At 65.2% G+C, this 26833-nt stretch carries 29 protein-coding genes; 17 read left to right on the plus strand and 12 right to left on the minus strand.

The window, feature by feature from the left end; all coding sequences use genetic code 11:
- A complete protein-coding gene (locus CH306_RS11675; RefSeq protein WP_032395220.1) occupies positions 1–645 on the minus strand; it encodes a TetR/AcrR family transcriptional regulator in 645 nt (214 codons plus the stop codon).
- Between the two features lie 73 nt (positions 646–718).
- Here CH306_RS11675 and CH306_RS11680 point away from each other — a divergent pair, with 73 nt between their 5' ends.
- Genes CH306_RS11680 through CH306_RS11690 form a run of 3 tightly spaced genes read left to right on the plus strand, consistent with a single transcriptional unit; the run spans position 719 to position 3800 of the window.
- Complete coding sequence (locus CH306_RS11680; protein WP_045198492.1) at positions 719–1585, plus strand: SDR family oxidoreductase; 867 nt, start codon at positions 719–721, stop codon at positions 1583–1585.
- Positions 1586–1612: 27 nt separating this feature from the next.
- Positions 1613–3103: a flavin-containing monooxygenase gene (locus tag CH306_RS11685; protein WP_094628674.1), complete on the plus strand. Its 1491-nt coding sequence runs from the start codon at positions 1613–1615 to the stop codon at positions 3101–3103.
- Positions 3104–3140: 37 nt separating this feature from the next.
- Positions 3141–3800 carry an NADPH-dependent F420 reductase gene (locus tag CH306_RS11690; RefSeq protein ID WP_094646737.1) on the plus strand — a complete coding sequence of 220 codons (660 nt, stop codon included), beginning with the start codon at positions 3141–3143 and terminating at the stop codon, positions 3798–3800.
- A 14-nt stretch (positions 3801–3814) separates the two neighbouring features.
- On the opposite strand, the gene CH306_RS11695 is transcribed toward CH306_RS11690, so the two are convergent.
- From CH306_RS11695 to CH306_RS11715, 5 genes are all read right to left on the minus strand, one after another.
- On the minus strand, positions 3815–4096 hold the full coding sequence (locus tag CH306_RS11695; protein ID WP_052049464.1) for a protealysin inhibitor emfourin: 282 nt from the start codon (positions 4094–4096) through the stop codon (positions 3815–3817).
- A gap of 10 nt (positions 4097–4106) precedes the next feature.
- Positions 4107–5159 (minus strand): M4 family metallopeptidase, encoded by a 1053-nt coding sequence (locus tag CH306_RS11700; RefSeq protein WP_032395217.1) that lies wholly within the window; start codon positions 5157–5159, stop codon positions 4107–4109.
- A gap of 94 nt (positions 5160–5253) precedes the next feature.
- Complete coding sequence (gene surE, locus CH306_RS11705) at positions 5254–6003, minus strand: 5'/3'-nucleotidase SurE (RefSeq protein ID WP_032395216.1); 750 nt, start codon at positions 6001–6003, stop codon at positions 5254–5256.
- Positions 6000–6953, minus strand: coding sequence for a 1-phosphofructokinase family hexose kinase (locus tag CH306_RS11710; protein ID WP_094646689.1), 954 nt, complete (start codon positions 6951–6953; stop codon positions 6000–6002). Before CH306_RS11710 ends, surE begins: the two co-directional genes overlap by 4 nt.
- Before the next feature lie 44 nt (positions 6954–6997).
- Complete coding sequence (locus CH306_RS11715) at positions 6998–8671, minus strand: phospholipase D family protein (RefSeq protein WP_032395214.1); 1674 nt, start codon at positions 8669–8671, stop codon at positions 6998–7000.
- Positions 8672–8725: 54 nt separating this feature from the next.
- Here CH306_RS11715 and CH306_RS11720 point away from each other — a divergent pair, with 54 nt between their 5' ends.
- Positions 8726–9574 (plus strand): aldo/keto reductase, encoded by an 849-nt coding sequence (locus CH306_RS11720; protein ID WP_094646690.1) that lies wholly within the window; start codon positions 8726–8728, stop codon positions 9572–9574.
- Positions 9575–9642: 68 nt separating this feature from the next.
- Here the strand turns inward: CH306_RS11720 and CH306_RS11725 are convergent, their stop codons facing one another.
- Positions 9643–10284, minus strand: coding sequence for a 3-oxoacid CoA-transferase subunit B (locus tag CH306_RS11725; RefSeq protein WP_094646691.1), 642 nt, complete (start codon positions 10282–10284; stop codon positions 9643–9645).
- A complete protein-coding gene (locus CH306_RS11730; RefSeq protein WP_045198502.1) occupies positions 10281–11042 on the minus strand; it encodes a CoA transferase subunit A in 762 nt (253 codons plus the stop codon). Before CH306_RS11730 ends, CH306_RS11725 begins: the two co-directional genes overlap by 4 nt.
- A 143-nt stretch (positions 11043–11185) precedes the next feature.
- Here CH306_RS11730 and CH306_RS11735 point away from each other — a divergent pair, with 143 nt between their 5' ends.
- Entirely contained in the window at positions 11186–11968 is a 783-nt protein-coding gene (locus CH306_RS11735) for an IclR family transcriptional regulator (RefSeq protein ID WP_179272853.1), read from the plus strand.
- On the opposite strand, the gene CH306_RS11740 is transcribed toward CH306_RS11735, so the two are convergent.
- On the minus strand, positions 11965–12237 hold the full coding sequence (locus CH306_RS11740; protein ID WP_179272852.1) for a hypothetical protein: 273 nt from the start codon (positions 12235–12237) through the stop codon (positions 11965–11967). The two genes, CH306_RS11735 and CH306_RS11740, sit on opposite strands and share 4 nt — an antisense overlap.
- 141 nt (positions 12238–12378) lie before the next feature.
- Between CH306_RS11740 and CH306_RS11745 the strand changes: the two genes are divergently transcribed.
- On the plus strand, positions 12379–13065 hold the full coding sequence (locus CH306_RS11745; RefSeq protein ID WP_179272851.1) for a DUF222 domain-containing protein: 687 nt from the start codon (positions 12379–12381) through the stop codon (positions 13063–13065).
- 18 nt (positions 13066–13083) lie between these two features.
- Positions 13084–14586: an HNH endonuclease signature motif containing protein gene (locus CH306_RS11750; RefSeq protein WP_143545381.1), complete on the plus strand. Its 1503-nt coding sequence runs from the start codon at positions 13084–13086 to the stop codon at positions 14584–14586.
- 33 nt (positions 14587–14619) lie between these two features.
- Here CH306_RS11750 and CH306_RS11755 read toward each other — a convergent pair whose 3' ends face one another.
- Positions 14620–15765 carry an NADH:flavin oxidoreductase gene (locus CH306_RS11755; RefSeq protein WP_032395209.1) on the minus strand — a complete coding sequence of 382 codons (1146 nt, stop codon included), beginning with the start codon at positions 15763–15765 and terminating at the stop codon, positions 14620–14622.
- 65 nt (positions 15766–15830) lie between these two features.
- Between CH306_RS11755 and CH306_RS11760 the strand changes: the two genes are divergently transcribed.
- The 4 genes from CH306_RS11760 to CH306_RS11775 all read left to right on the plus strand — a co-directional run bounded on the left by CH306_RS11760 (position 15831) and on the right by CH306_RS11775 (position 19789).
- A complete protein-coding gene (locus tag CH306_RS11760) occupies positions 15831–16652 on the plus strand; it encodes a sulfurtransferase (RefSeq protein ID WP_032395208.1) in 822 nt (273 codons plus the stop codon).
- 72 nt (positions 16653–16724) lie between these two features.
- Positions 16725–17546: an SDR family oxidoreductase gene (locus CH306_RS11765; protein ID WP_094646694.1), complete on the plus strand. Its 822-nt coding sequence runs from the start codon at positions 16725–16727 to the stop codon at positions 17544–17546.
- A 69-nt stretch (positions 17547–17615) separates the two neighbouring features.
- Positions 17616–18761 (plus strand): acyl-CoA dehydrogenase family protein, encoded by a 1146-nt coding sequence (locus CH306_RS11770; protein ID WP_371828369.1) that lies wholly within the window; start codon positions 17616–17618, stop codon positions 18759–18761.
- A 44-nt stretch (positions 18762–18805) separates the two neighbouring features.
- Positions 18806–19789, plus strand: a complete 984-nt coding sequence (locus tag CH306_RS11775) for an ABC transporter substrate-binding protein (protein ID WP_094646696.1) — start codon at positions 18806–18808, stop codon at positions 19787–19789.
- Here CH306_RS11775 and CH306_RS11780 read toward each other — a convergent pair.
- Positions 19786–20823: a TIGR03086 family metal-binding protein gene (locus CH306_RS11780; protein WP_094646697.1), complete on the minus strand. Its 1038-nt coding sequence runs from the start codon at positions 20821–20823 to the stop codon at positions 19786–19788. The two genes, CH306_RS11775 and CH306_RS11780, sit on opposite strands and share 4 nt — an antisense overlap.
- On the minus strand, positions 20820–21179 hold the full coding sequence (locus tag CH306_RS11785; protein ID WP_032395205.1) for an ArsR/SmtB family transcription factor: 360 nt from the start codon (positions 21177–21179) through the stop codon (positions 20820–20822). Before CH306_RS11785 ends, CH306_RS11780 begins: the two co-directional genes overlap by 4 nt.
- 92 nt (positions 21180–21271) lie before the next feature.
- Here CH306_RS11785 and CH306_RS11790 point away from each other — a divergent pair, with 92 nt between their 5' ends.
- From CH306_RS11790 to CH306_RS11815, 6 genes are read left to right on the plus strand one after another with little or no spacing between them, the layout of a single operon-like run.
- A complete protein-coding gene (locus CH306_RS11790; protein WP_094646698.1) occupies positions 21272–21916 on the plus strand; it encodes a hypothetical protein in 645 nt (214 codons plus the stop codon).
- 40 nt (positions 21917–21956) lie between these two features.
- Positions 21957–22556: a DJ-1/PfpI family protein gene (locus CH306_RS11795; RefSeq protein ID WP_094646699.1), complete on the plus strand. Its 600-nt coding sequence runs from the start codon at positions 21957–21959 to the stop codon at positions 22554–22556.
- Positions 22553–23017 (plus strand): MarR family winged helix-turn-helix transcriptional regulator, encoded by a 465-nt coding sequence (locus tag CH306_RS11800; RefSeq protein ID WP_094646700.1) that lies wholly within the window; start codon positions 22553–22555, stop codon positions 23015–23017. Before CH306_RS11795 ends, CH306_RS11800 begins: the two co-directional genes overlap by 4 nt.
- 7 nt (positions 23018–23024) lie before the next feature.
- Positions 23025–24260 (plus strand): hypothetical protein, encoded by a 1236-nt coding sequence (locus CH306_RS11805; RefSeq protein WP_094646701.1) that lies wholly within the window; start codon positions 23025–23027, stop codon positions 24258–24260.
- 22 nt (positions 24261–24282) lie between these two features.
- Positions 24283–25287 carry an aldo/keto reductase family protein gene (locus tag CH306_RS11810; protein ID WP_094646702.1) on the plus strand — a complete coding sequence of 335 codons (1005 nt, stop codon included), beginning with the start codon at positions 24283–24285 and terminating at the stop codon, positions 25285–25287.
- A gap of 45 nt (positions 25288–25332) precedes the next feature.
- Positions 25333–26805 carry a carboxylesterase/lipase family protein gene (locus CH306_RS11815; RefSeq protein ID WP_094646703.1) on the plus strand — a complete coding sequence of 491 codons (1473 nt, stop codon included), beginning with the start codon at positions 25333–25335 and terminating at the stop codon, positions 26803–26805.
- Positions 26806–26833 lie beyond the last annotated feature (28 nt).

A 26833-nucleotide genomic window follows, 5' to 3' on the forward strand; every position in this document is an offset into this window, starting at 1 on the left:
TCAACCGTCGACGCGGCCGAAGACCACTGCGGCCAGGATGGTGTGGGCGCTGGCGATCACCGAATCCAACGGTTCGCGCTCGGGAGAGAGCAGCCATTGTTGGGCGATGGTGAGGACCGCGCCCACCAGGCCCATGGCCAGTGTTCGACGGTTCGGCCCGGCGAGCCCGTGGCCGGAACCGACCGCCTCGGCCACCTGGAGCACGGTCTCCGAGAACGAGGTCGTGGTCTTGCGGTAGAGCGCATCGACGGTGGACGAGACCCCGAGAATCTCGACGAAGGCGATGCGCGCAGATTTCGGATTCTCGGCGACGAAGGTGAAGAAGCCGGTGAGAGCGGCTCGAAGCACCTGCTCGGTGGAGTCGGCCTCGGCGGCGGCACCGGCCAGGATGTTCTCGCGCATGGCGTCGGTGGCGCGGGCGTAGGTCGCCATCAGCAGGTCCTCGCTGTTGGTGAAGGACTCGTAGAAGTAGCGCTTGGTCAGGCCCGCCTCGCTGCACACCTTCTCCACGGTTGCGGTCCGGTAGCCGGTGGTGCCGAAGACTTCGACGGCTGCGTCGAGCAGGCGAATCCGACGCTCCTGCTGCCGCTGCCGAGGATCGGCACCTCGGTAGGTGCGGCCGACTTCACTGTGAGGGATGGTCACAGACAGATCTTGACACCGCTCGGTATCAGATGCAAAGTGTTCGCAGACAAGCATTCCGATGGAGGGGGAGCACATGGCGGCGTCGACGCTACGGAACAAGGTCGTTCTGATCACCGGGGCGGCACGGGGGATCGGTGCCGCGACCGCGCGGGCGCTCGCCGGCCGAGGTGCCCAGCTGATCCTCGTCGATGTCGACGAAGCCCCGCTCCGTGAGGTCGCGGCCCAGTTGAAGGCAACCGCGTTCGTCGCCGACGTCCGGAACCTCGACGACATGCAGCGGGCCGTCGACGGCGGAATCGAGGCGTACGGCGGCATCGACCTGGTGCTCGCGAACGCCGGAATCGCCAGCTACGGATCGATCATGCAGGTCGATCCCGCCACGTTCCAACGTGTCATGGACATCAACGTGATGGGCGTGTTCAACACCGTCCGCGCTGCGCTGCCGTCGCTCATCGAACGCAACGGCTACATCCTCGTCGTCTCCTCGCTCGCGGCGTTCACCCCGTGCCCCGGCCTGGCCGCGTACAACGCCAGTAAGGCTGCAGCAGAACACTTTGCGAATGCGCTCCGGCTCGAGGTCAACTACCGAGGCGTCGACGTCGGCTCGGCACACATGGCCTGGATCGATACGCCGATGGTGCAGGACGCCAAGTCCGACCTCACCGCATTCCAGGATCTGCTCGCGGTGCTCCCGGGCCCGCTGGGCAAGACGATGACCGTCGACCAGTGCGTCGACGCCTTCGTCGACGGCCTGGCCAAGCGCAAGCGTCGCGTCTACGTGCCGCGGTGGGTGGGAGCAGCGTCGTGGTTCAAAGCCGTCATCACCTCGCGGGTCGGCGATCGCAGCATGCTCGAACACGTGCCGACGATCCTGCCGAAGATGGACGAGGAAGTGGCCCGCCTCGGCAGGTCCGAGAGCGCTCGCAACAAGACCAGCTGATCGAAAGACATCGAAGGAATCGTTGACATGACTGCCGTACTGCCCACTCCCGAGGTCGACGTCCTCATCATCGGTGCCGGCCTGTCCGGGATCGGTGCCGCGCGCCACCTCGGGCACGATCTGCCCGGCAAGACCTACGCAATTCTCGAGAGCCGCGGTGCTATCGGGGGAACGTGGGATCTGTTCCGCTACCCCGGGATTCGCTCCGACTCCGACATGTACACCCTCGGATACAGCTTCAAGCCGTGGATGGGGGAGAAATCCATCGCCGACGGCACCGATATCCGCAACTACATCGTCGAGACCGCGCGAGAAGCAGGCGTCGAGAAGCACATCCGGTTCCATCACAAGGTCGTCGCTCTCGAATGGTCGTCCGAGCAGCAGTTCTGGACGGTGACCGCGCATCGAAGCGATACGAACGAGACGGTCACGGTCACCGCGTCGTTCGTGTTCTCCTGCAGCGGCTACTACGACTACGACAAGGGCTTCAGTCCCGAGTTCGCCGGACAGGACAAGTTCGGCGGCCAGGTGATCCACCCGCAGCACTGGCCCGAGGATCTGGACTGGTCGGGCAAGAAGATCGTCGTGATCGGCAGTGGTGCCACGGCAATCACGTTAGCCCCCAATCTGGCTCGCGATGCCGAGCACGTCACGTTGCTGCAGCGCTCGCCCAGCTACGTCCTCTCGCTTCCGTCGCAGGATCCGATTGCGCTGACCCTTCGCAAGCGCCTGCCGAAGAAATTGGCGTACAGCGCCACTCGGCTCAAGAACGTATCCATGGCGATGCTGATCTACACCCTGAGCCAGAAGTACCCGGAGTTCATGAAGAAGCGGATCCGGACGATGCAGGAAGGGTGGCTGCCGAAGGGATACGACCTCGACACCCACTTCACCCCGTCCTACAACCCGTGGGATCAGCGGCTGTGCCTGGTGCCCGACAACGATCTGTTTCGCTCGATTCGCAAAGACGAGGTCTCGATCGTCACCGACCACATCGACACGTTCACCGAGACCGGACTGAAGCTGAAGTCCGGCCAGCACCTCGATGCCGATATCGTCGTCACCGCAACGGGATTGAATCTGTCTGCATTGGGCGGCGCGACGTTCCGCGTCGACGGCAAGGACGTCGACCTGCCCAGCACCATGGCCTACAAGGGCATGATGCTCACCGGTATCCCGAACTTCGCCTTCGTCGTCGGATACACCAACGCCTCGTGGACGCTCAAAGCCGACATGGTCTCGAACTACGTGATGCGACTGCTCGCGCACATGGACGAGAAGGGATACAGCACCGTCGAACTCGAGCGCGACCCGTCCATCGACGAAGAACCGTTCCTCGACTTCGCCGCGGGCTACGTTCTGCGGGCGGTGGACAACTTCCCCAGGCAGGGCAGCGAGACCCCGTGGAAGCTGCGCATGAACTACTTCCGCGACCTTCCGGTACTGCGCTACGGCAAGGTGGTGGACAAGGCCATGAAGTTCGGCCGTCCGCGCGCGAAGGTCTCGATCGGATCCTGACGGGAATTGTTTCGGGTCGAGTGTGTTGGTTCTCGATATGAAAATTGGAATCATCGGAAGTGGACTGATCGGCGGCACCCTCGTTCGGCGTTGGGCGGCGCTCGGTCACGAGATCAGATTCTCGAATTCACGTGACCCGGAAACGCTGGCGGACCTGGCAGCGGAGACCGGAGCGACGGCCGTCTGGGCCGCGGAGGCCGCGCAGGACGCAGACCTGGTGCTGCTGAGCATTCCGCAGAAGAACGTTCCCGATCTCGCTCCGGGAATTGCTTCCGCCCGCAAGCCCGGGGCCCCGATCATCGAGACCAACAACTACTACCCGCAGCAGCGGGACGGGTTGATCGAGGACATCGAGGGTGGGACGCCCGAAAGCGTGTGGGTCTCTCAGCAACTCGGCGAGCCGGTCATCAAGGCGTTCAACGGAATCTGGTACAAGCACCTGCTCGAGAAGGGTGTGCCCGCTGGGACCAGAGGTCGAATCGCACTACCGATCGCAGGCGACGACGACGATTCGAAGAAGCTGGTCTTCTCGGTCATCGACGAGCTCGGATTCGACCCCGTCGACGGCGGAACCCTCGCCCAGTCGTGGCGTCAGCAGCCGGGAACGCCGTCGTACGGCAAGGACTTCGGAATCGACGCTCTCGTCGAGGCGCTGGGTCAGGCGACCGACGAACGCAGTGCGGAGTGGAAGGCCTGAACGAGGTTCTCGCGCTACCGGACGCGACCCTCGCGGAGTGTGCGCTCCGCGAGGTCGCGTAGCGGGCCGGTCAGGCTGGAATCGCCCACCCGGCACGAGTGCTCACCCACCGACACACTCCACACGAAGGTGTCGCGGGCGTTGGACTCGGCCGGATCGGCGGCCTGCTGATCGGCGATGTACGGCTGCGCGGCCTCGACCAACGACTGCCATTCCGGCTCGTCGGTCTCGACGACGCCGCGCTTGGACATCCCGGCGACACCACCGGTTCGCAGTACCTCGATGCGCAGGCTCATCTGCTCTCGATCACACCCGATCGTCGCTCGGCTTCGGTAGGGACTCGAGCCCTGTTGTCTTCACCCCCACGGTAGACCAACCCGTGGCCACGGCCTCGGCAACGTCGGAACCGGCTCCGAATCGCTTGGTTGCTGCGGCGAGGGTCGCGGCCGAGAACCCGGCGAAATCGACTGTCGGGGACAGTCCGCCGACGGTCATCGTGTCGAACCACACCTGCCCGATGCGGTCCCAGGCCGGACCGCCGAGCGTGGTGGCCGCAACGGCGAACGCACGGTTCGGGATACCCGAATTGATGTGCACGCCACCGTCGTCCTCGGTGGTGACGACGAAATCGTCCATGCTGGCCGGCTGCGGATCCTTGCCGAGCACGTCGTCGTCGTAGGCGGTTCCGGGCTCGAGCAGCGAGCGCAACGCCTTACCTTGCACTGCAGGCAGGAACAGGCCTTCGCCGATCAGCCACGAGGCGTCCTCGGCGTTCTGCCCGGCCGTGTACTGCTCGACCAATGCGCCGAACACATCGGAGATCGACTCGTTCAGCGCGCCGGCTTGGTCCTTGTACTCGAGCGGGGTGGTGTACTGCGTGAACCCGTGCGCGAGTTCGTGTGCGATGACGCCGAGCGAGACGGTGAATCGAGCGAACACCTCACCGTCACCGTCGCCGAACACCATGCGCGAGCCGTCCCAGAACGCGTTGTCGTAGTCCTGGCCGTAGTGCACGGTCGCGTCGAGGGGCAGGCCGCTTCCGTCGAGACTCGAGTAGCCGTAGACCTCGTCGAAGAACGCGTATGTGGCACCGAGGCCGTCGTACGCCTCGTCGGTCGCGGCATCGCCCGTGGGATCCTCGCCCTCGGCACGTACCTGCCGGCCGGGTAGATCACGAGTGGACTGCGCGTCGGAGATCGTGCGCTCGAGCGTGCCGCCGGTGCGCGGGGCGATGGCGGTGCGAGCCTGCACCACCTCGCGGCCTGCGCGCATCTCACGATCGGCGAGCAGAGTGGCGCGAGCACCCGGCCCCTGCAGCCGCTCGAGCAGAAACGGTGGAACTACAGAATGAAACGTCATACGCGGTGACCCCCTAGGTCCGTGGCATGTGCGGTGATGGTTCCCAGTGTGCACGAGCTCACCGACACATCTCGGTGAGCTCGAACGAAACAGGTCAGCCGCGCATCGCAGACAGGTCGATTCCCTCCACCTCGCTGGGCGGACGGATCGCCGTCAACGTCGCCCAGTTGCGGGCCAACAGCGACGCGTCGGAATCGTCGTCCTCGGCTCGGATCTCGTCGAAACGAACGGTGACGAAATCCTCCCCGCGATCGCCTATTTCGGCCTGGACCGCGCCGTAGCGGGCCAGAGATGCGGGCACGATTCCCGCCAACTCCGCGAGCGGAACGTCCGGGACGTTGACGTTGACGACGGCATCGGACGGGCCGTGGGACATCATCCACGTCACCGCGATGCGGGCCACGTGCTCGGCCGTCGCCCAATGGGTAGGCTCCGTGGCGATCGACGACAGCGCCATTGCCGGGACCCGATGCGTCAGTGCCGTCAACGCGGCTCCGACCGTGCCCGAATGCAGTACGGCGGCACCGGTGTTCGGTCCGTGATTGATTCCGGAGAGCACCAGATCCGGGGGGTCGCCGAACGCCCCGCGGGTGGCCACGAACGCGATGAGAGCGGGTGACGCCTGCACCGCGTATGCCGGGACGTCGGGAAGACCGGCAATGGCGACGGATCCGATACCGAGGTGATCGTCGACGCCCATGCCCGTCAAGGACGCGCTGGCCCCGCTGCGCTCCTCGTGCGGCGCGGCGACGACGACGTCGAGACCGGCTTCCACTGCCACGCGTGCGAGCAGGGCGATGCCCTCACTGGATACGCCGTCGTCGTTGGTGATCAGGGCTCTCATTTCTTGCCTGCCTTCTCGTACGGACGAACCTCCACCGCTTCGGTGAGGCCGAGAACCAGGTCGCGTCGCCCGCTACCGAGGCCACGGCGCGTGACGTTGGCCGTGCCCGCTCCACCGCCGAGTCGCAACGCCTCGGGGACCGACAGTCCCTGAGCCAGCCCCGCGGCGATGCCTGCACTCATCGAATCGCCTGCTCCGTGGTGATCGACCATGCGCAGCCCCGGCGTGACGATCTCGAGCACGTCGCCGTCGACCAGCGCCAGGGCCGGATCTCCGGCCCGCGAGATCACGACGATCTCCGCGCCGTCGTCGTGCATCTGCCGCATCGAATCGATCAGGTGCGCCGGGTCCTCGGACTCGGCCCGGCCGTCGGCGATGAGGTCCTCGTGGCTGACCTTGAGCACCGTCAGGCCGCCGGCGAGCGCGGCGATCATGGTCGGTCCGGAGAGGTCGGCCACCACCGTCTTGCCCAGGGCGGTGAGGTCCGCGCACAGCCGCTCGTACACCTCGGGCGGAACGATGTCGTCTTCGTGCGGTCCGCCCAGAATGGCGACGTCGCTGCGGGCACCGGCGGCGAGGGCGGCGCTGAACAGGTCGTCGAGGGCGTGCCGGGCCAGCGGCGGCGGGTCGACAGTGGCCAGGATCTCGCGCTCACCGCTGCGGCGATCGTGAACGTACGAGCCGCTCTCCTGGCCGATGTCGACCGAGACGACGGTGATGCCCTCCCGCTCGACGATGTCGCGAAGAATGCCCCCGATCTCGCCGCCGAACACTCCCGTCAGTGTCACGTCGAGGCCGAGCACCGTGGCCATCCGGGCGATCCAATGGCCTTGGCCGCCTGCGTGCACGTGCAGTTCGGTGTTGCCGTTGGGGGCTCGGTCGAGGGTCACCGTCAACAGTGGGGATGGGGCGAAGACGAGAGCACTGAGTTCGCGAGGGGAGGGAGACATCGAGGGCGAATGCCCGATATGTCAGGTCCGAAACGGCAAGCACGTCAGAAGCGACGACGCAGGCGCATTCCGATCGGGCGGCCGTCGGGGTCGACGAACAGCCGGTACGCGAACGCAGCGAGTCGCTGCTGCCAGACCGGCGGCACGGAGATCTCGTGTCGGCGCAGCCTGCCGGTCGGGCGCGGGCCCGAGGACGGGTTGCGGTGCCATTCGTCGAGTGCCGTCGCACAGGCCGAGATCGCATCGAAGAACTGCTGTGGATCCACCAGGTCGGCGTCGTCACCATCGGCCCGGCCGAGGTGTTCGCGAATGAGCTCCAGGCGCAGGTTGCGGGCATGGGTACGGGCACCGTCGCCCAGGCCTGCGGGGTCGAGGGGCTCGCGGGTGTCGCGTTCTTCGTCGACGATGGCCGCCGTCAGCTCCGAATCATGGGTCCACGAACGACGATTGAAGTTGTCCGAGCCCACCGCGGTCCACACGTCGTCGATGATGCAGACCTTCGAGTGCACGTACACAGGTATTCCGCGGTCGTTCTCGATGTCGAGAACCAGTACGCGATCACCGCCGGCAGCGCGGATGACCTCGAGCGCGGCCGAGTGCCCCAGCAGCGCAGAGGGAATGGTGAGTGCGCTGTCGTCGTCGAGGTGCTTGGGAACCACCACCACCAGCTTCAGGTTCGGCTTGCGACGCAACGCAACCGCGAACACGCGGGCGACATCGACCGACCACAGGTACTGATCCTCGATGTAGATCAATTCGGTGGCGCGGTCGAGTGCCTTGGCGTACGCCCGGGCTGCACTGCGCTCGCCCTTGGTCGCGAACGGGTAGGCGGGACGCCGCCTGGGGTAGGTGCGCAACAGCTGCACCGAGCACGTGCCCCGAGGTTCCGGAGCCGGTGCCGCAGGCGGCAGTTCCGACGGCTCACGCGTCACGCCTCGGATCATGTCGGGTATCGCGTGCCAGGGCAGTCGGGACAGGGCTGCGGGATCCTCCCACCGCTCGCGAAAGACGTCCTCGACGTCCCGCACCGCCGGGCCCTCGAGCTGCACCTGCACGTCGTGCCAGGCCGGGATCTCCCCGTACTCGGGCGGGAAGGGGCGTGAGATCGGATCACCGAAATGATCGGCGTCGTCGCGTCGGGCACGGGCCAGGTCGATCCCGCCGACGAACGCGATGTCGGGCAGATCTTTCCTGCCGTACCGCACGACCACGAACTTCTGGTGGTGGCTTCCGGTCACCAGCACGCGCTGGTCGAGGATCACCTCACCACCGGCCTCCTCGAGGCGAAGGGCGAGCTTGCGATTCTTCGGTCCGGTGAAACCGAGCGTCTCGATGTGCGAGCGCCACACCATGCCTTTGACGACACCACCGCGGTGCGCGACGTCGGCGAGTGCATCCTCGACGGTCACGCCGTCGTCGGTGAGCATCTGCTCCGGGTCGCCGCGCCAATCGGTGAAGAGCACCAGATCGTCGCGCTCGGTCTTCTCGAGCGCCTTCGCCAACGCCGCGAAGTACGTCTTGCCGTGCACGAGATTCTGGACGCGGTTGCCCTCCGTCCAGGCCGTGATTCGAGTGTCGTCGTTGCCGCGTTCGGTGGCAGTGAGGAACCACGGATGAGCGGGGTCGAAGTGCCGCTCCGGAGAGATCAAGGCTGAGGAGGATCGGCCGAGGCTTTCGGAGACACGGTCGACGACGCGCCGGATGCGCTGCACTATCACGACCGCATCATTTCATCCGGTTTGAAGCACCGAGAGGGCGGGCACCCGAGCGTCATGACTCAGGTACCCAACGTCACGCTCAGAAACGGCAAGCAGATCCCGCAGCTCGGTTTCGGCGTGTTCCAGATCGATCCCGACGAGACGGCGAAGGCTGTCGAAACGGCACTAGAAATCGGCTACCGCCATATCGACACGGCCGAGATGTACGGCAACGAGAAGCAGGTCGGCGAAGGTATTCGCAATTCCGGCCTCGACCGCGAGTCGGTCTTCGTCACCAGCAAGCTCAACAACGGCTTCCACAAGCCCGACGACGCGCGAACGGCATTCGACAAGACCCTCAGCGACCTCGGAACCGACTACGTGGACCTCTTTCTGATCCACTGGCCGCTCCCGACTCGCTACGACGGCGACTTCGTCTCCACCTGGAAGACGTTGGAGGAGTTCGTCGCCGACGGGCGCGCCCACAACATCGGCGTATCCAACTTCCAGCCCGCCCACCTCGACCGGTTGGCGGAGGAGACCGAGACTGTCCCCGCGGTGAACCAGATCGAGGTGCACCCGTACTTCGTCAACAACGACGTGTGGGCCTACGGCCGTGAGCACGCCATCCCCACCGAGGCGTGGTCGCCGATCGCTCAGGGCAACGTTCTCGACGACCCCGAACTGAAGCGAATCGCCGACGCGACAGGCAAATCCGTCGCTCAGGTGGTGCTGCGCTGGCACATTCAGCGGGGCAACATCATCTTCCCGAAGTCGGTGACGCCGGAGCGTGTCAAGGCCAACTTCGAGATCTTCGACTTCGAGCTCAGCTCCGCCGACGTCGACGCCATCACGGCCCTGGACAAGGGCGAACAGGGTCGTAACGGCCCGAACCCGGACACCTTCGACATGATTCCGGACTAGATACCTCGAACTGTGGGCTCGAACGTTGTCGATACGTTCGAGCCCACAGTGGTATCACGACATCTGTGTCACGGGATCGTGAGTGCGGATCCCGTTGCGGCGGTGACCTCTTCGGAAGTGACACCGGGTGCGAGCTCGGCCAGTGCGAGGGTACCGTCGCCGACGACGTCGATGACGGCGAGGTTGGTGATGATGCGATTCACGACGCCCTGTCCGGTCAACGGCAGAGTGCAGGCGTCGAGGATCTTCGGGTTCCCGTCGCGGTCGGTGTGTTCCATGACGACGATGACGCGCCGGGCACCGTGCACGAGGTCCATCGCACCGCCCATGCCCTTGACCATCTTGCCGGGCACCATCCAGTTGGCGAGGTCGCCGGTGCGTGAGACCTGCATACCGCCCAACACGGCGGTGTCGATGTGGCCGCCGCGAATCATGCCGAAGCTCAACGACGAATCGAAGTACGCGGCACCGGGATTGACGGTGACCGTCTCCTTGCCCGCGTTGATGAGATTGGCGTCGACCTCGTCCTCGGTGGGGTACGGCCCGGTGCCGAGGATGCCGTTCTCCGAATGCAGGGTGACCTTGACCGCGTCGGTGAGGTACCCCGGGATCAACGTCGGCAGTCCGATGCCGAGATTGACGTACTCCCCGTCGACCATTTCCGCTGCGGCGCGTTCGGCCATCTGGTCGCGTGTCCACCCTGTACTCATGCTCGAACTCCTGAACTGACGGTGCGCTTTTCGATGCGCCTGTCCTGTGGCCCGGTGTGCACGACACGTTGGACGAACACTCCGGGAAGATGTACGTGGGCCGGATCGATCTCGCCCGGCTCGACGAGATTCTCGACCTGCGCGATGGTGATCTTGCCTGCCATCGCGGCGAGGGGGTTGAAGTTCATCGCCGTCTTGTCGAATACGAGATTTCCTGCGGTGTCACCGATCTCGGCGTGCACCAGTGCGAAGTCGGCATTGATGGACTCCTCGAGAACGTAGCGCTTGTCGCCGAACACCCGAGTCTCCTTGGGCGGCGACGCGATCGAGACGGATCCGTCGGCGGCGTAGCGCCACGGCATTCCGCCGTCGGCGATGGGGCTGCCCACTCCGGCCGGAGTGAAGAACGCGGGAACACCGTTGCCGCCGGCGCGAAGTCGCTCGGCGAGCGTGCCCTGCGGGGTGAGCTCGACCTCCAGTTCGCCGGCGAGGTACTGGCGGGCGAACTCCTTGTTCTCACCGACATACGACGCGGTGACACGGCGAATGCGTCCGGCTGCCAGCAGGATTCCGAGCCCGTAGCCGTCGACGCCGCAGTTGTTGGAGAACACTTCGAGCTCGGTGGCGTCGGTGTTCGCGATGGCCTCGATGAGGGCGTCGGGGATGCCGCACAATCCGAAGCCACCGACCGCGATGGTCGCTCCTCGGCCGATGTCCGCGACCGCCTCGGCGGCGGACGCGTAGGTCTTTCCAGTCACTTGCAGCTCCTGATGTGTTCGTTGAGCAAACGTTGCACCCAGTGAACCTGAGCTGTGCATTTGGATGCGGAGAATGCTGGCTTTTGCTCGTTCGGTGAACAGATGCGGGCTCGGCGTCCACTGAGTGGACGTAGTATGGGCGGGTGACCTCAGCGGAAGCCAACGCAAGTGTGATCGGCAAGATCTGTTCGTTGCTGCGCGCGGCGGGAAGCGAGGATCCGTCGGGTGCCTCGACCACCGCGCTCGCTCGGGCGACCGGTATCGCGCGACCGACTGCACATCGCCTCTTGGCGTCTCTGGCCGACCAAGGGTTCATCGACCGCGACGCCGCCACCGGCCACTGGTCACTGGGCCCGGAGATCTACCTGCTCGGGTCGATGGCGGCATTGCGCTACGACATCACCGACCAGGCTCGAAAGATAGTGCAGGCGTTGGCTGCCGAGAGCGGAGAGAGTGCGTTCCTGTCGGTCCGGCGCGGAGCGGAGACCGTGTGCCTGCTTCGAGTGGAGGGGAGCTTTCCGCTGCGTTCGCACGTGTTGTACGAGGGCATTCGGCTTCCGCTCGGGGTGGCGTCCGCAGGTCTGGCCATTCTCGCTCACCTTCCCGATCGGGAGGTGGACGAGTACCTGGGTGGAGTCGACTTGGTTCCCGAGTGGGGAGAGACGCACTCGGACAACGCGATTCGACATCGCGTGGGACTCACCAGGACAACAGGCTTCGCCGTGAACCCTGGATTGCTGGTGGAGGGCAGCTGGGGTCTCGGTGCTGCCGTGTTCGACCGTGCCGGAGGTCCTGCGTGGGCGCTGAGCCTGACGGGTGTCGAGACGCGATTCCGTGATGATCGACGACGTGAGCTGGGCAAGCTGCTGCTCGACGCCGCCCATCGACTCACCGTGCAACTGGGGGAGCGTCCCAGCCCCGGCTAACTGTCCATCTCTTCGAGAATGTCCGCGGCGTCCTGACTGCCTGCGGTGGCCAACCTCTGCAACTCCTCGCGGTCGCCGCGTTCACCGGCGAGCTCGACGAGGATGTCGACGGCATCGCTGCTGCCCGCATCGGCGAGAGAGCGGAGTTCGTCGAGGTCGTTTCGAGAACCTGCGAGTTCGACCAACTGGTCGAGGGCGTCGTGATCGCCCTCGTGTGCCCGAGCTCGCAACTCGGCCATCTCGGACGCCGTGGAATCAGGCTCGCTCATGGGGTGGAGTGTAGAACGACGCGGCGAACAATGGCAGGTCAGTCGCCTGCTGTTCGGCTCCAGCAATCTTGTCGGTGGCCCGGGTTACTGTTTTTCTTGTTCGAACAGGCGTTCTTGTTTCGGCTCACCGGGGGGTGGAAGATGGGTGCTGTACCGATCGTGTCACTGGAGGCGTTGACCGCTGCCGCGCGTGCGGAGAATCGGCAGGCGGCCCGCAAGATCACCGCCTGTTACGAGGTTCATCGGAGCTGGATCACCCACGACATCAAGTTCAAGCATTACAGCCGGTACGGGCGCACCGAAATGGCGGCCGCGTTGGGGTGCTCGGCGACGGTCGCCGAATCGTATATCTCGGTCGGCGTCGCCTTGCACACGCGATTGCCCCTGTTACGGAAAGCATTCGAGGGCGGGGAGATCGACCTTCCGCGGGTGCGGACGGTGTGCCGGATCCTCGACAACCTCTCCGACGACATCGTCACCTCCGTCGAAGCCGAGGTCGTCGAAGCAGCCCACCGGTTGTCGCCGGGTCCGCTCGAGAAGGAGATCTGGGACATCCTGTTCCGGGTCGCCCCGGAAGAAGCAGCGGCACTACGCGAGTTCGCGAAGAGGTTCCGGACCGTCACCTACACCCCGGCCGGGGAACTGGCGCGAATCCGGGCGGAGTTGACCGCCCCGGAAGCTGCCGCTGCGTGGCAGTTGCTCGAGGAGATGGCCGACACCTTGTGCCCGAAAGACCCGCGCGGTAAGAAGGAACGACTGTGCGATGCGTTCATGGCCCGCATGCACGGCGAACCCCGCTTGGCGTGCCTGTGCCGACGGGAGGACTGACCCAAGGCGGATGCGGCGTTGCCCGATCGGCGGGTGCCGTTGACGATGGTCACCGTCGACATAGCCACCCTGATCGGGCTGCTCGCGAACCCTGCGTATCTGGCCGGGCACGGTTCCATCGATCCTGACCTCGCTCGGGAGTTGGCGCGCAACAGTCAGTGGCAGATCCTGCTCACCGACGCAGTTACCCTCGCTGGAAAACTCGGACTGGCTGTGCAGAACCCGGCAACCGGGGAATGGGAACGAACACCGAAAATGCAGACGCAGGAGTCGGACTCAGGGGCGGCAGCGACAGCGGACACGGACACGGACACGGACACTGCAACAGTGAACACGGACGCGGACTCAGGAACGAACGCTGCGTCGGGAACACGCGCTACCGAGACCCACAGCCGCACCGACAGCAACCCGGAGCCCCAGACCGAGATCGAGTCGGAACCCGAGACTTGCACGTCCACAGGCACTTCCGTCGATGTCGACACCGATGCAGCACCGATCCCCGCGCAAGCGCCTGGGCCCATGCTCTCACCGGAGTCCGGCACTGCACCCGACCGAACCGAAACAGGGTCCGCTCCAGAGCGACCCGGGACGGTCCCGCCGACACCAGTACCACCACCGACACCAGTACCACCACCGACAACAAGCCCCACGCGAGGAACAATTCTCCCGCCGGAACCGGGGACGGCGACATCACCGACTTCGATGCACGACCAGACGGAGAATCATCAGACGGAGGATCCCGCGGGGGACACCCCTGCCCGCTCAGCGGCCGATCCAGCTCCTTCCGAGACCGAGACCGAGATCGGGGCAGGCGCGGACAGGCAACGGCGGACGCAATCGCTGACCTCCGCCGCAGCGCTGTTCTGTACCCACACTCCCGTCGGCAGGGGCACACGGCACAGCTCTGCCCTCGACCTGCCCTTCGCAATCCGGCCCAACAACCGCACGATCCACACATCGGTAACCCGCACACCCGCCGGCCTCTATCTCGGCAACGCCTCCCTTGCCGCCGCACTCGAAGCCGCCATCGCCGCCGACCCCACCCTCGGCAACTCTGTACCCCGCGACCCACTCACCGACCGGGCCCTGATCTACCGACCCGACGCCCTCACCACCGCAGCCGTCCGATTCCGCGACAAACACTGCCGCTTCCCCGGCTGCCACCGCCCCGCCGCACGCTGCCAACTCGACCACATCAACCCGTTCGACCACAGCAACCCCCTCGGCGGCGGCTGGACCACCGTCAACAATCTGCAGTGCCTCTGCGACTACCACCACACCGTCAAAACCGCCGGCTACTGGAAAGCCGTCATGCTCCCCGGCGGAGCGATCCTGTGGACATCGACATCAAAGACCACCCGAATCACCCTGCCCGCCAACGGCACCGCCGTCCCGATCCTCGGAAACGACCTCAGACCACACATCCCCACCCAACCGAGAAACTCCGGCATCATCGCCTACCCCGACCCGCCAGACAACCAACGGCCCGAGACAGACGACACGGCAGCACCGCCGTTCTAGGCGATGCTGCCGTGGATACCAGTACCCGTTGGGTCAGATCAGGTGCTGAATGTGGTCGCGGGTGAATTCGATGCGCTCGTCTACGCGGCCGTCTCCGACCTTGTTCACCCACTCGGGGTCGGACAGCAGCGCACGTCCGACGGCCACCAGATCGAATTCGTTGTCCTGGAACTGACCGACCAGCGCGTCGAGTCCGGTGACACCGGATGCGGCGTCCTCCGACCATGCCGAGGTGAACACCGAGTCGAGGCCGACCGAACCGACAGTGATCGTCGGAACGCCGGTGAGCTTGCGGGTCCACCCGGCCAAGCCCAGCTTTCCGTCGTTGCCGTCCAGCTCCGGGAATGCCGGATCCCAGTGGCGACGGGTCGAGGCGTGCAGGATGTCCACTCCGGCGTCGACCAGGGGAGTCAGGACTCGTCCGAGTTCCTCGGGGTTCTGCGCGATCCTGGCGTCGAAGTGATTGCTCTTCCACTGCGAGAATCGGTACACGATGGCGAAGTCCTCGCCCACCGCGGCGCGGATCGCGGCGACGACCTGCGCCGGGAAGCGCGTCCGAGCTTCGAGGGAACCGCCGAACTCGTCGTCGCGTACGTTGGTTGTGGCCCAAAGGAATTCGTCGAGCAGATACCCGTGCGCGCCGTGCAGCTCCAGGCCGTCGAAACCGGTGTTCTTCGCGTTGACCGCGGCCTGTACCCACTGCGAGGTGAGTTCGTCGAGGTCGGTGTCGGTGAATGCTCGACCCACCGAAGAACCGTCGAGTGCAATCCCCGACGGGCTGACGGTAGTGACGTCCGGGAACAGGCGGGGTTCGGTGCCGCGCTCGACGCCGAGGTGCCACAGCTGCGGGATGATGGCGCTGCCCTCGGCGTGCACGGCGTCGACGACGCCCTTCCAGCCCTCGAGGCTGGCGTCACCGTAGATCCGCGGGACGCGGGTGTGAGGGCCGGCTGCGGGATCGGGAATGTAGGTGCCCTCGGTGATGATGAGGCTCGTGCCACCGGCAGCGCGTTTGCGGTAGTACTCGGCCACATCGGGACCGGGGACGCCGTCTGGGGAAAAAGCGCGCGTCATCGGGGCCATGGCGAAGCGGTTGCGCAGCTTCAGCGATTTGACCTCGAACGGCTCGAAAAGCCCGGCGGTGGACAGATGCTGTGTTGTGGATGCAGTTTCGGTCACGCCTGCGGGCAACCTGCATCGACACCGAGCTATTCCCGACGCGAGGCTGTTAGCGTCGAAGCCTTATGAGCCCTTCGCCGCTGATCTCTGCCGCCGAACTGCACGACCTCTTCGAGATGGGGCGCGGCCCGGTCCTACTCGACGTCCGATTCACGCTCCTCACCGGCAGCGACCGAGCCGGATACGAAGCCGGCCACATCCCGAACGCGCAATTCGTGGACCTCGACGCGGAGCTGGCGGCTCCGCCGGACAGTCGCGGACGCCACCCGTTGCCCGACGCCGAGACGTTCGTCGCAGCGATGCGCGGCGCCGGGGTCGACGACGACTCCTCCGTGGTGGTCTACGACGCAGGCCCAGCAACCGCCGCGGCGCGCGCGTGGTGGCTGCTGCGCTACTTCGGGCACCGCGACGTTCGGGTCCTCGACGGTGGCCTCGCCCAGTGGGTCGCAGCCGGATTTCCGATCGGGACCGAGCCGTCGATAGTGGCGGCCGGATCGTTCACCGCCCGACCATCGCTCGCACGCGTCCTCGATGTCGACGATGTGCTCGACTTCGCGCAGAACAACATCCTGCTCGACGCCCGCGCACCCGAACGGTTTCGTGGAGAAGTGGAGCCGGTGGATCCCGTCGCCGGTCACATCCCCGGTGCGGTCAATCGTCCGACGACCGAGAACGTCGATGCGGACGGGCGTTTCCTGCCTCCCGAGGTACTCGATGGCACATTCGGTGGACTCGTACCCGAGGGGAAGGACGTCGCCGTCTACTGCGGATCGGGGGTGACTGCGGCACATCAAATTCTCGCGCTCGAGTTGGCGGGCATAGATGCGGCGTTGTACCCGGGGTCGTGGTCGGGATGGATCACCGATCCGGCGCGCCCACGGGCGTAGGACACGTCCCCTGACCAGCGCGTTCATGCAACCAGGGTTGAACTTGAAACTGACTTCAACTATACCTGGGGCATGAAGGTTGAAGGCAGAGTTGCCATCGTCACCGGGGGTGGTGGCGGAATCGGCGGTGCCATCGCTGCCCGGCTCACCGAACACGGGGCACGCGTCGTCGTCTCCGACCTCGACGAATCCACGGCCCGGTCCGTGGTCGACGCCATCGAACGCGATCGGCCGGGAACGGCCGTCGCCGCTGCGGCGGACGCGTCGAACACCGAGGACATTCGACGGCTGATCGCGGTGGCCGAGGATTCGTTCGGACCCGTCGATCTCTACTTCGCCAACGCAGGCATCAGCGGCGCACCCGGACTCGACGCCGCCGAGCAGGACTGGGACCTCTCGTTCGACGTCAACGTGCGCGCGCACATTCGCGCCGCGCAGTTGCTGGTGCCGGGTTGGCTCGAACGCGGTGAGGGGTACTTCGTCAGCACCGCGTCCGCGGCCGGTCTGCTCACCCAGATCGGCTCGGCGACCTATGCAACGACCAAGCACGCGGCGGTCGGATTCGCCGAATGGATGAACGTCACCTACGGCAACCGTGGCATCCGCGTCAGCTGCCTGTGCCCGATGGGTGTCAACACCAAACTGCTCTACGAGGGACGTGAATCCGGAGATGCATTGGGAGCGGCGGCAACTGCCGCGGTTCTCAGTGCCGGTGCCGTGCTCGAACCGCTCGACGTCGCCGATGTGGTGCTCGACGCAATGGACCGCGAGCAGTTCCTGATCCTGCCGCACGAGAACGTACTGGACATGTACCGCAACAAGGGTGCCGATTACGACCGGTGGTTGCGCGGCATGCGTCGCTACCAGGACAGCTTGCTCGACAACAACCGATAGGGGCCCACCGTGGCATTTTTCGAGACCTCCGACCGCGCGAAGAAGTACGAGTCGGATCTGTTGGAGTTCATGGACTCTCACATCTATCCGGCCGAGGCAGTGTACGAGCAGCAGATGCTCGAGTCGGGTGACCCACACTTTCAGCCGCCGATCATCGAGGACCTGAAGAAGGAAGCGCGCTCGCGTGGACTGTGGAATCTGTTCCACCCGCATCCCGAGTGGGGCCCGGGCCTGACCAACCTCGAATACGCACCGCTGGCCGAGATCATGGGCCGCAGCCTGCTCGCTCCCGAGGCATGCAACTGCAACGCTCCGGACACCGGCAACATGGAGGTGTTCACGCTCTTCGGCACCGACGAGCACAAAGAGAAGTACTTGAAGCCGTTGCTGGACGGCACCATTCGTTCTGCCTTCGCGATGACCGAGCCCGACGTGGCCAGCTCCGATGCCACCAACATCGCGATGAAGATGGAGCGCGACGGTGACGATTTCATTCTCAACGGGCGCAAGTGGTGGACGTCCAATGCGATGCACAAGAACTGCAAGGTGCTCATCGTGATGGGCAAGACCGATCCCGAGGCGGCTACGCACCGCCAGCAGTCGATGCTGGTGGTACCCATCGACGCACCCGGTGTCACGGTGCTGCGCAACCTGCCGGTGTTCGGGTACATCGACCGCGAAGGCCACGCCGAGGTGCTCTTCGAGGACGTGCGGGTGCCGGCGAAGGATGTGCTGAAGGGGCCGGGTGAGGGCTTCGCCATCAGCCAAGCCCGCTTGGGGCCGGGCCGGATCCACCACGCCATGCGCACGATCGGCGTGGCCGAGCGTGCACTCGAATTGCTCTGTCGCCGTGCGGTATCGCGAGTGACGTTCGGCAAGCCGGTGGCGATGCGCTCGAACATTCAGGACTGGATCGCCGAGGCGCGCATCGAGATCGAGAAGACTCGACTGCTCACGTTCAAAGCCGCGTACCTGATGGACACCGTCGGGAACAAGGAAGCGCGTACTGAGATCGCCGCCATCAAGGTTGCGGCACCGGAGATGGCGCTGAAGATCATCGATCGTGCCATCCAGGTTCACGGCGGAGGCGGAGTGTCCAACGACTTCCCGCTCGCGATGATGTACGCGCACATCCGCACGCTGCGGCTCGCCGACGGTCCGGACGAGGTGCACAAGATGTCTATCGCGAAGATGGAGCTGAAGAAGTACCTGTGAAGGTAGCCCACCGTAGCAAGGTGAGCCTGTGCTAACTTCTGCGGATGAAACGGACATTCCTCGGGTGTGTGCTCGTTCTGACAACCGCGTCGGCGCTGGTCGCGTGCAGTAGCGGGGCAGCCGACGACGCCGGAACCGATGCCCGCACCGTCACGATCGACACACTTGGCGGGCCGACACAGATCAGGGGAACGCCGGAGCGCATAGTCGCCTTCGGGCAGCAGTGGGTCGACGCGCTGCTGGAATTCGATGTGCAACCCGTCGGGTACGTCTCTGCCGGATCGAACGGCGACGAACGGGGGCTCTACCCCTGGCAGTCGGCAGTGAGTTCCGATGCCGAGATGCTCGACTCGGCTGCGGTCGGCCAGATGGACGGTGCGGTGCCGACCGAGCAGATCGCGGCGCTGCAGCCGGATCTGATCTTGGTGTCGGGGATCGCGTCGATCGAACCGTATGCAGGTCTGGCGGATTTCGCACCGACAATCTTGCCCAAGTCGGACAGGGTCGAGACCTGGGAATCGCAGATCGAGACCCTTGGCCTTGTGCTCGATCGGGAAGACGACGCTCGGCGAATCATCGACGAGGGCCACGCCGTCACCGACGACATCAAGAAGGACTATCCGGGACTCGACGGAAAGACAGCGGTGCTCTCTCAGTTCGTCTTCGACTCCCAGCAGCTTGCTGTCGTCGCCGACCCCGAAGACGGCGCTGCCCAAGTGTTCGGCAGCATCGGGCTCAGTGTGCCGCAGAGTCTGGTCGATTCACCCGACATCTCGCACGGACGCATCGTGCTCAGCCCCGAGCGTCTCGACGTGTTGACGGCCGATCTGGTCGTGATGCTTCCCAATGGGGGAACGCGGGAAGACCTGGAGAAGCTTCCGGGATTCTCAACTCTGCCTGCGGCGGCGGGTGGTGGAGTAGCCGTGGTGGACTACGCTACGGTCGTCGGTTTCAATACACCGTCGAAGGCGTCGGTCGAGCACTCGCTGAACAAGATTCGGCCACAACTCGAGGCGGTGGCGACTTAGCTCCGGGGTGACCAAGCCGGGTCCCGTCCGATGAAGGCCATCAGCTTGTCCTGTGGGGATGCGTCGTCGGCGACGGGGACGGCGGGGCCGTACTGCCCACTGTCCCGCAACATCTGCTCCATCGGTCGCATGGCCTCCAAGGCTGCAGCGCAGCGCTCCTGACCCAGATCAGGCTCTCGGCCAAGGGCTTTCGCCAGGTCCCAGGAGTGCATCCAGACGTCGGCGGTATAGAACATCTCGATCGCCTTGTCCACCGGCATGTCTCCGGTGTGCGGGTTGCTCAGAATCCGGCCGGCGGGGTCGTCGAGAATTGCTTGGATGTCGGCGACGTGCTGGGTCCAGGCCGCGGCCGGGTCGGCTTCGACGTCCAGGGTCTGCAGTTCGACACCGGCCCCGCCGGCGAGAAAACCGCGAGACCACTCGATCAGGTGCTTCACGACATCGATTGCCGCCCAGCTTGATACCGGACTCGGGCGTGACCAGTCCTCGGGCGACGCGAACAGGACGAGTGCGGTGAAGGCTGCCGCGTCCTGCAGGTGCTGCCCAGCCGGCCCCGTTCGTTGCGCGAGCAGTTCGTCGAGCTTGTCGTAGCCCTCCTTCATGCCTACGTCCATTCCACTGGAGAGCATGCCGTCGCGAGAGGCGAAGTCCGACATCACACTGAGCACTCTGAGCAGCGTGCCCCCGCCTTCGCGGTTCTCGAACGTGAGCGTCTCGAGCGCGACCGAATCTGGCTGGCCCTCGTAGGTGAAGGTCCACACGATTCGTTCGTTCGGGCGCACCTCGTGGAAGCTGCCGAAGAAGGAGGCAATTTCCTCACCGTCACGGTCGTTGGCGAACGCCCACGCGCCTCCGGTGTGGCCCTGCCACTTCAGGATTCGGGTCGTCAACGATCGCGGACCAACCCACTGGCGATACAGCTCGGGGTCGATGTGAGCGCGAAACACCCGCTCCGGTGCCGCATCGAACTCTCGAATGATCTCGATCGTGGGGACTTTCTCGTCCGCAACGATCTCGGTTTCGTGCGCGGTCATGACACTTCCTTCGTCTCGGTGGTCTTGTCGTCTGCGATGGTTTCCAGCAGGGCATCGAGGCGTCGATACCGTTGCTCTGCTTCCTGGCGATAACGCTCGATCCATTTCGTCATCAGGCCGAACACCTCGGCGTCGAGATGCACCGGACGACGCTGGGCATCCTTGCTGCGGGTGACCAATCCGGCCGCTTCGAGCACCTTCACGTGCTTCGACACCGCTTGCAGGCTGATGTCGTACGACTCGGCCAGCTCGCTGACGTTCGCATCCGCCCCGGCGAGTCGAGCGACGATGTCGCGTCGCGTCGGGTCGGCCAAGGCAGCGAACGTCCTGTTGAGCTGCTCAGTTCGATCGTCCATGGTGTCCTCACTGTGTCGTGCCGCCGAGAATAGGCCGCCCGCCGAACGTAGTCAACCAATTGGTTGATAAAGGGATCGCCTACCCTGGCCCCATGAGCGTCGGTGATGACATGGTGCGAGACGTGCTCTCCCATGCTCCGGGCCATCCGCTACGGGTGGCCATCGACGGAGTGACGGCTTCCGGTAAGTCCACGTGCGCACGATGGCTTGTGGATGCTGTTGCAGCACATGGTCGTCCGTCCATGCATGTGACGATGGACGGTTTTCATCACCGGCGCGCCCACCGTTACCGACAGGGTCGGGCGTCGGCCCTCGGCTACTACCGGGATGCCTACGACTTCGACGCGCTCCGAACACACGTGCTGATTCCGTTGGGGCCGAACGGAAGCAATTCCATTCGGCGGCGGATCATCGATCTGGCGTCCGACGAGCCGGTCGACGATTCGCTGGAATCGGTGCCTGCCGATGCGATCGTGGTCGTGGACGGAACATTTCTCCATCGGCCGCCGCTGCCCGACTATTGGGACTACACCGTCTTCGTCGACACCCCCATCGAACTCGCGCGAGCCCGAGGTGTCGCCAGGGATGCGGATGCGCTCGGCGGCACGGAAGCGGCAGGTAGAGCCTTCGATCAGCGCTATCACGCGGCGTGCCGGATCTATCTCGACGAGGTGGGTCCACGCGAGCGAGCTACTCGGGTGCTTCCGGGTATTGACAGTCTGCTGTCAATCGCGTGATGATTGACAGCATCCTGTCAATCGATGCGAGGACGTTCCGATGACCACCATTGCGCTCTATGCCACCGACACCATGGCCGACTGGGAGTACGGATACCTCATCGCCGGACTTGCCATGGCCCGTGAACAAGACCCGGACGCCAACCGGCTGATCATTGCCTCCGAGACCGGGGAGGCTGTCACAACGATGGGAGGTGTCCGCATCGTTCCCGACGTCTCGGTCGCCGATCTTCCGACCCTCGATGCCCTGATTCTGCCCGGTGCGGACACTTGGGACTCCGGGCACGACACGGTTCTGACGCTGGCCGCCGAACTGGTTGCGGCGGGGAAACCGATCGCGGCGATTTGCGGTGCCACCTACGGGCTCGCCCGGACCGGACTGCTCGACAACAGGCCGCACACCTCGAATGCAGCCGAGTTCCTCACGCAAGCAATCGAATACCGCGGTGCCGAGCATTATCGGGACGACCGAGCGGTGTCCGACGGCACAGTGATCACCGCGGGAGGCGTGAACCCGCTCGAGTTCGCAAAGCTGGTGTTCGAGCGGTTGAACGTGTTTCCGCAGCCCGTCGTCGATGCCTGGTACGGCCTCTACAAGACGGGCGATCGCAAGTACTACGACCAGCTCGTGAACGCATGAAGCATCGCACACCCGAGGGCGATGCGCTGACAGAGTTGGTGTTGCCCGTCTTCGAGCTCAACGGCGAATTCCTCGCTGCCGCACACGACATCACCGAGCCGACGGGTCTGACGCCGGCGTGGTTGCAGGTTCTCGGTGCCACCCTGGACGAGCCGTTATCGGTCGCCGACATCGCGCGACGCGTCGGGCTCGGGTTGGCGCGGCAAAGTGTGCAGCGGACGGCAAATCTGTTGGTGGACAAAGGTTGGGCCGTCTACGTCGACAATCCGAACCACAAGCGCGCAAAGCTGTTGGAACCCACCCCCAAGGGGCGGGACACCGTTGCACAGCTGCGGGATGCGCAACATGCATGGTCCGATGCCGTGGGAGCCGCTGTGGGAGAGAGTGAACTGCGTGCCTTCTCCGCCACCCTCGGCAAGATCCTGGCGGCATCCCGGCACTATCGCGGCGGCAGTGCATAATTCGGGCATGACTGCGCTCGGGGTACTGCTGACCGGATTGCTGGCAGGATTGTCGATGCAGCCGGACGGGATCGATATTCTCGGCGACACCGGCTTCGGCGGGGTGCTGTTCTCCAGTGGCGGCGGAGGAGTCGCGGTGGCAGTGATTCTGGCGTCGGGTCTGGCGATGTTCGTTCGTCGACGCACGGTGCTGGCCGGTCTGTCCATCGCCGCTGCTGTCGCCATCGGTGGCTCGGTGCTGCTGCTCTCGTCCGACTTCGTCGAGGTGGTGGCAGGCGGAGTTCTGTTGGGATGCAGCGCAGTACACGCCAATCGTGAACGAGTTCGTCAGGCGCTGCTGGCCGCGTCGTTCGTTCTCGGACTGCTCAGCACAGGCGCGATCGAAGCGTTGCAGTACCCAGGCATTCCACGGCGTTACGCCGACTACCTCACCGAATCCGAGCTGGGTACACCGGTGGTCGTGCCGGTGCTCTGCGTGCTCGTGGTGTTGGCAGCGGCGTGGGCGGCTCGCGTCGAAAGCCAGGCCCACAGCCCGGCCACCGATCGTGGTGTTCGCACGGTCTCGGCGATACTGCTGGTGGCGATCGGTGGGCTACTGCTCGATATGTTGTTCGGGCACAGCGCGTTCCATGGTGAGTACGGGTTCAGCGGCCGATGGTATTTCGGCCTCTTCGTCGTACCCGTGTTGTTCGGGGCGGCCGGCTTGCTGCCGGGTCGCGGTGGCGTGACGGTTCTCGCCGGAACGGCCGTGTCGCTCGCCTCGACCACCACGTCGGGTGTGGGTATCGAAGTGTCGGACGGAGTCTGGACACTCGGAATCGTGGCCGTCATCGCACTGTCGGTTGCGGCCGGCGCTGCACTCGGATTGCGTTGGGGGCGTCCGATGGTCGGTGTCGCAGTGCTGGCGGTGGTCTGCTCGACGGCACTGTTCGCGCAGCCGCCGCTGGACAACGTTCACTATGTGGCGTCTCTGATCGTGTTTCCGGCCGCTACGGCCTACCTCTACGTGGCGTGCACACCCGCCGACCCTGCACCGGCGACCCTCGGCCTCGCGGTGCCGGTCGCGATCACCGTGCCGATGGTGGTCACCTACGGCTGGACGGCGTATATGCCGCTGACGTCTGTCGTGCACAGTAGTTGGCCCAGCACCGAGCTGTGGTTGTCGACCGGTGCGGCCGTCGTGACGGTCGTCCTCTGCGGCGTCGGGATGTGGGCTCTCGGTCGTCGGCCACTATCGAACTGACCACCGGAGTACCGTTTTCTGTATGGCTTACAGATACCTCGGAAACAGTGGACTGAAGATTTCGGAGATCACCTACGGCAACTGGTTGACGCACGGATCGCAGGTGGAGAACGACATCGCAACCCAGTGCGTGCGCGCGGCGCTCGATGCGGGCATCACCACCTTCGATACCGCCGACGTGTACGCCAATGGGGCGGCAGAGGCCGTCCTCGGTGACGCGCTGAAGGCCGAGCGTCGGGAATCGCTGGAGATTTTCACCAAGGTCTACTTCCCAGTCGGGCCCAAGGGTCCCAACGACACCGGACTCTCTCGCAAGCACATCCTCGAAGGCATCGACGCCTCGCTGCGTCGGCTCGGCACCGACTACGTCGACCTCTACCAAGCGCATCGCTACGACGTCGAGACCCCGCTCGAAGAGACCATCGCTGCCTTCGGTGACGTCGTCCGCCAGGGCAAGGCGCTCTACATCGGCGTCTCCGAATGGACCGCCGACCAGCTCCGGGCCGGTCAGGAACTCGCCCGCCAGAACGGCTTCTCGATCATCTCGAACCAGCCGCAGTACTCGGCGCTGTGGCGCGTCATCGAGGATCAGGTGATCCCGACGTCGAAGGAACTGGGCATCTCGCAGATCGTCTGGTCGCCCATCGCCCAGGGCGTGCTCACCGGAAAGTACCTCCCCGGTCAGCCTTTGCCCGACGGCTCTCGCGCCAAGGACGACAAGGGCGGCGACAAGATGATCGCGCGCTACCTCGACGATCAGACGCTCACCCGAGTGCAGCAGCTGAAGCCGATCGCCGACGATCTCGGAATCACCATGGCGCAGTTGGCCGTTGCGTGGGTACTGGCCAACGACAACATCGCCGCCGCACTCGTCGGGGCCTCCCGCCCCGAGCAGATCGCCGAGAACATCAAGGCCTCCGAAGTGACGCTCGACGCCGACGTGCTCGCCAAGATCGACGACGCCCTCGGCGATTCCGTCGAGCGCGACCCGGGCAAGACGGGTTCACCCGAGGCACGTCTGGTCTGACCGCCTGAGGGCGTCGGTCCGATCCGAACAGAGTAGTAATGAGGTATGGACACGATCACCGTCGATACACCTCAGGGCCAGGTTCGCGGTCGGACCGACGCAGGCATCATCTCGTTCCTCGGAGTTCCGTACGCCGAGGCCCCGTTCGGGCCCCGCCGATTCCAGGCACCCTCGCCGCCGCCGACCTGGAACGGTGTGCGCGACGCCCTCGAACTCGGGGCCACCGTCCCCAAGGTGGGCTACCGGCCGCCGACCAGCGAGATCCTCAGCGAGCCGGTGGTACCCGGCGAAGAGTGCCTCAACGTCAACGTCTTCACCCCCGACGTCGCGGGATCGGCACCGGTCTTCGTCTGGATCCACGGCGGCGCATTCGTCAACGGCAGCAACGCCATTCCCACGTACGACGGTTCCGCCTTCGCCCGGGACGGTGTCGTCGCCGTGGTGATCAACTACCGCCTCGGAGTCGACGGTTTCGCACTGATCGACGGTGCCCCGGCCAATCGCGGAATGCTCGATCAGGTCGCAGCCCTCGAATGGGTACGTGACCACATCGCCTCCTACGGCGGCGACCCCGCGCAGGTGACCATCGCGGGGGAGTCGGCCGGTGCGATGAGCGTCGGCACCCTGATGTCGATGCCCCGTGCCGAGGGACTCTTCCACCGGGCGATTCTGCAGAGCGGAGCCGGGCACCACGTCATCACCGCCGAGACCGCCGCAAAGGTCTCTGCGGCGTTGGCGTCCTCGCTCGGCGTCGATGCCACGGTCGACGGCCTGGGTTCGGTACCGGTGGACGCGTTGGTGGACGCACAACGCGAACTGTCCGATCGGATCACCGCCGAGGCCCCGACCGGAGCGTGGGGTGAGCTGGCCCTGAACGTGATGGCCTTCGAACCGTACATCGACGGCGATATCGTTCCGGCACTGCCCTTTTCGCGTATCGGCGACGGCGCGAGCGCGCAGGTGGACGTGTTGATCGGGACCACCAGCGAAGAGCACGCCTTCTTCATCGTCCCGGCCGGCCTGGTCCCGCACCTCACCGAGGACTACGTGAAGATGGTCCTCGCCGGGTACCGAGCCGATGCGTCGGCGCTGGAGAAGTACCGCGAACAGCTGCCCGACGCCTCTGCCGGCGAGCTGATGATCGCCGTCATGACCGACTGGTTCTTCCGTATCCCGGCGACGCGTCTGGTCGAAGCCCGCTCCGGCAACGCCTTCGTCTACGAATTCACCTGGCGCTCATCGCTGTTCGACGGTGCCCTCGGTGCCTGCCACGCACTCGAGATCCCGTTCGTGTTCGACATGTTGCACAAGCCCGAGACCTCGCGCATCACGGGACCGAACCCGCCTCAGCAGGTGGCCGACCTGATGCACCGCGCCTGGGTCGACTTCGTGCGCGACGGCACCCCCGGCTGGGACTCGTACGGCACCGACCGCGCCGTGATGATGTTCGGCAACGAGCCCGGCGTCGCCCTCGATCCGAGGCCGGCGACACGCGCGGTGTGGGACGGGGTGCGCTGACCTCCGCTCCACAACCTCCGAACGTCGT

Source organism: Rhodococcus sp. 15-725-2-2b, assembly GCF_002259075.1.
Classification (GTDB): domain Bacteria; phylum Actinomycetota; class Actinomycetes; order Mycobacteriales; family Mycobacteriaceae; genus Rhodococcoides.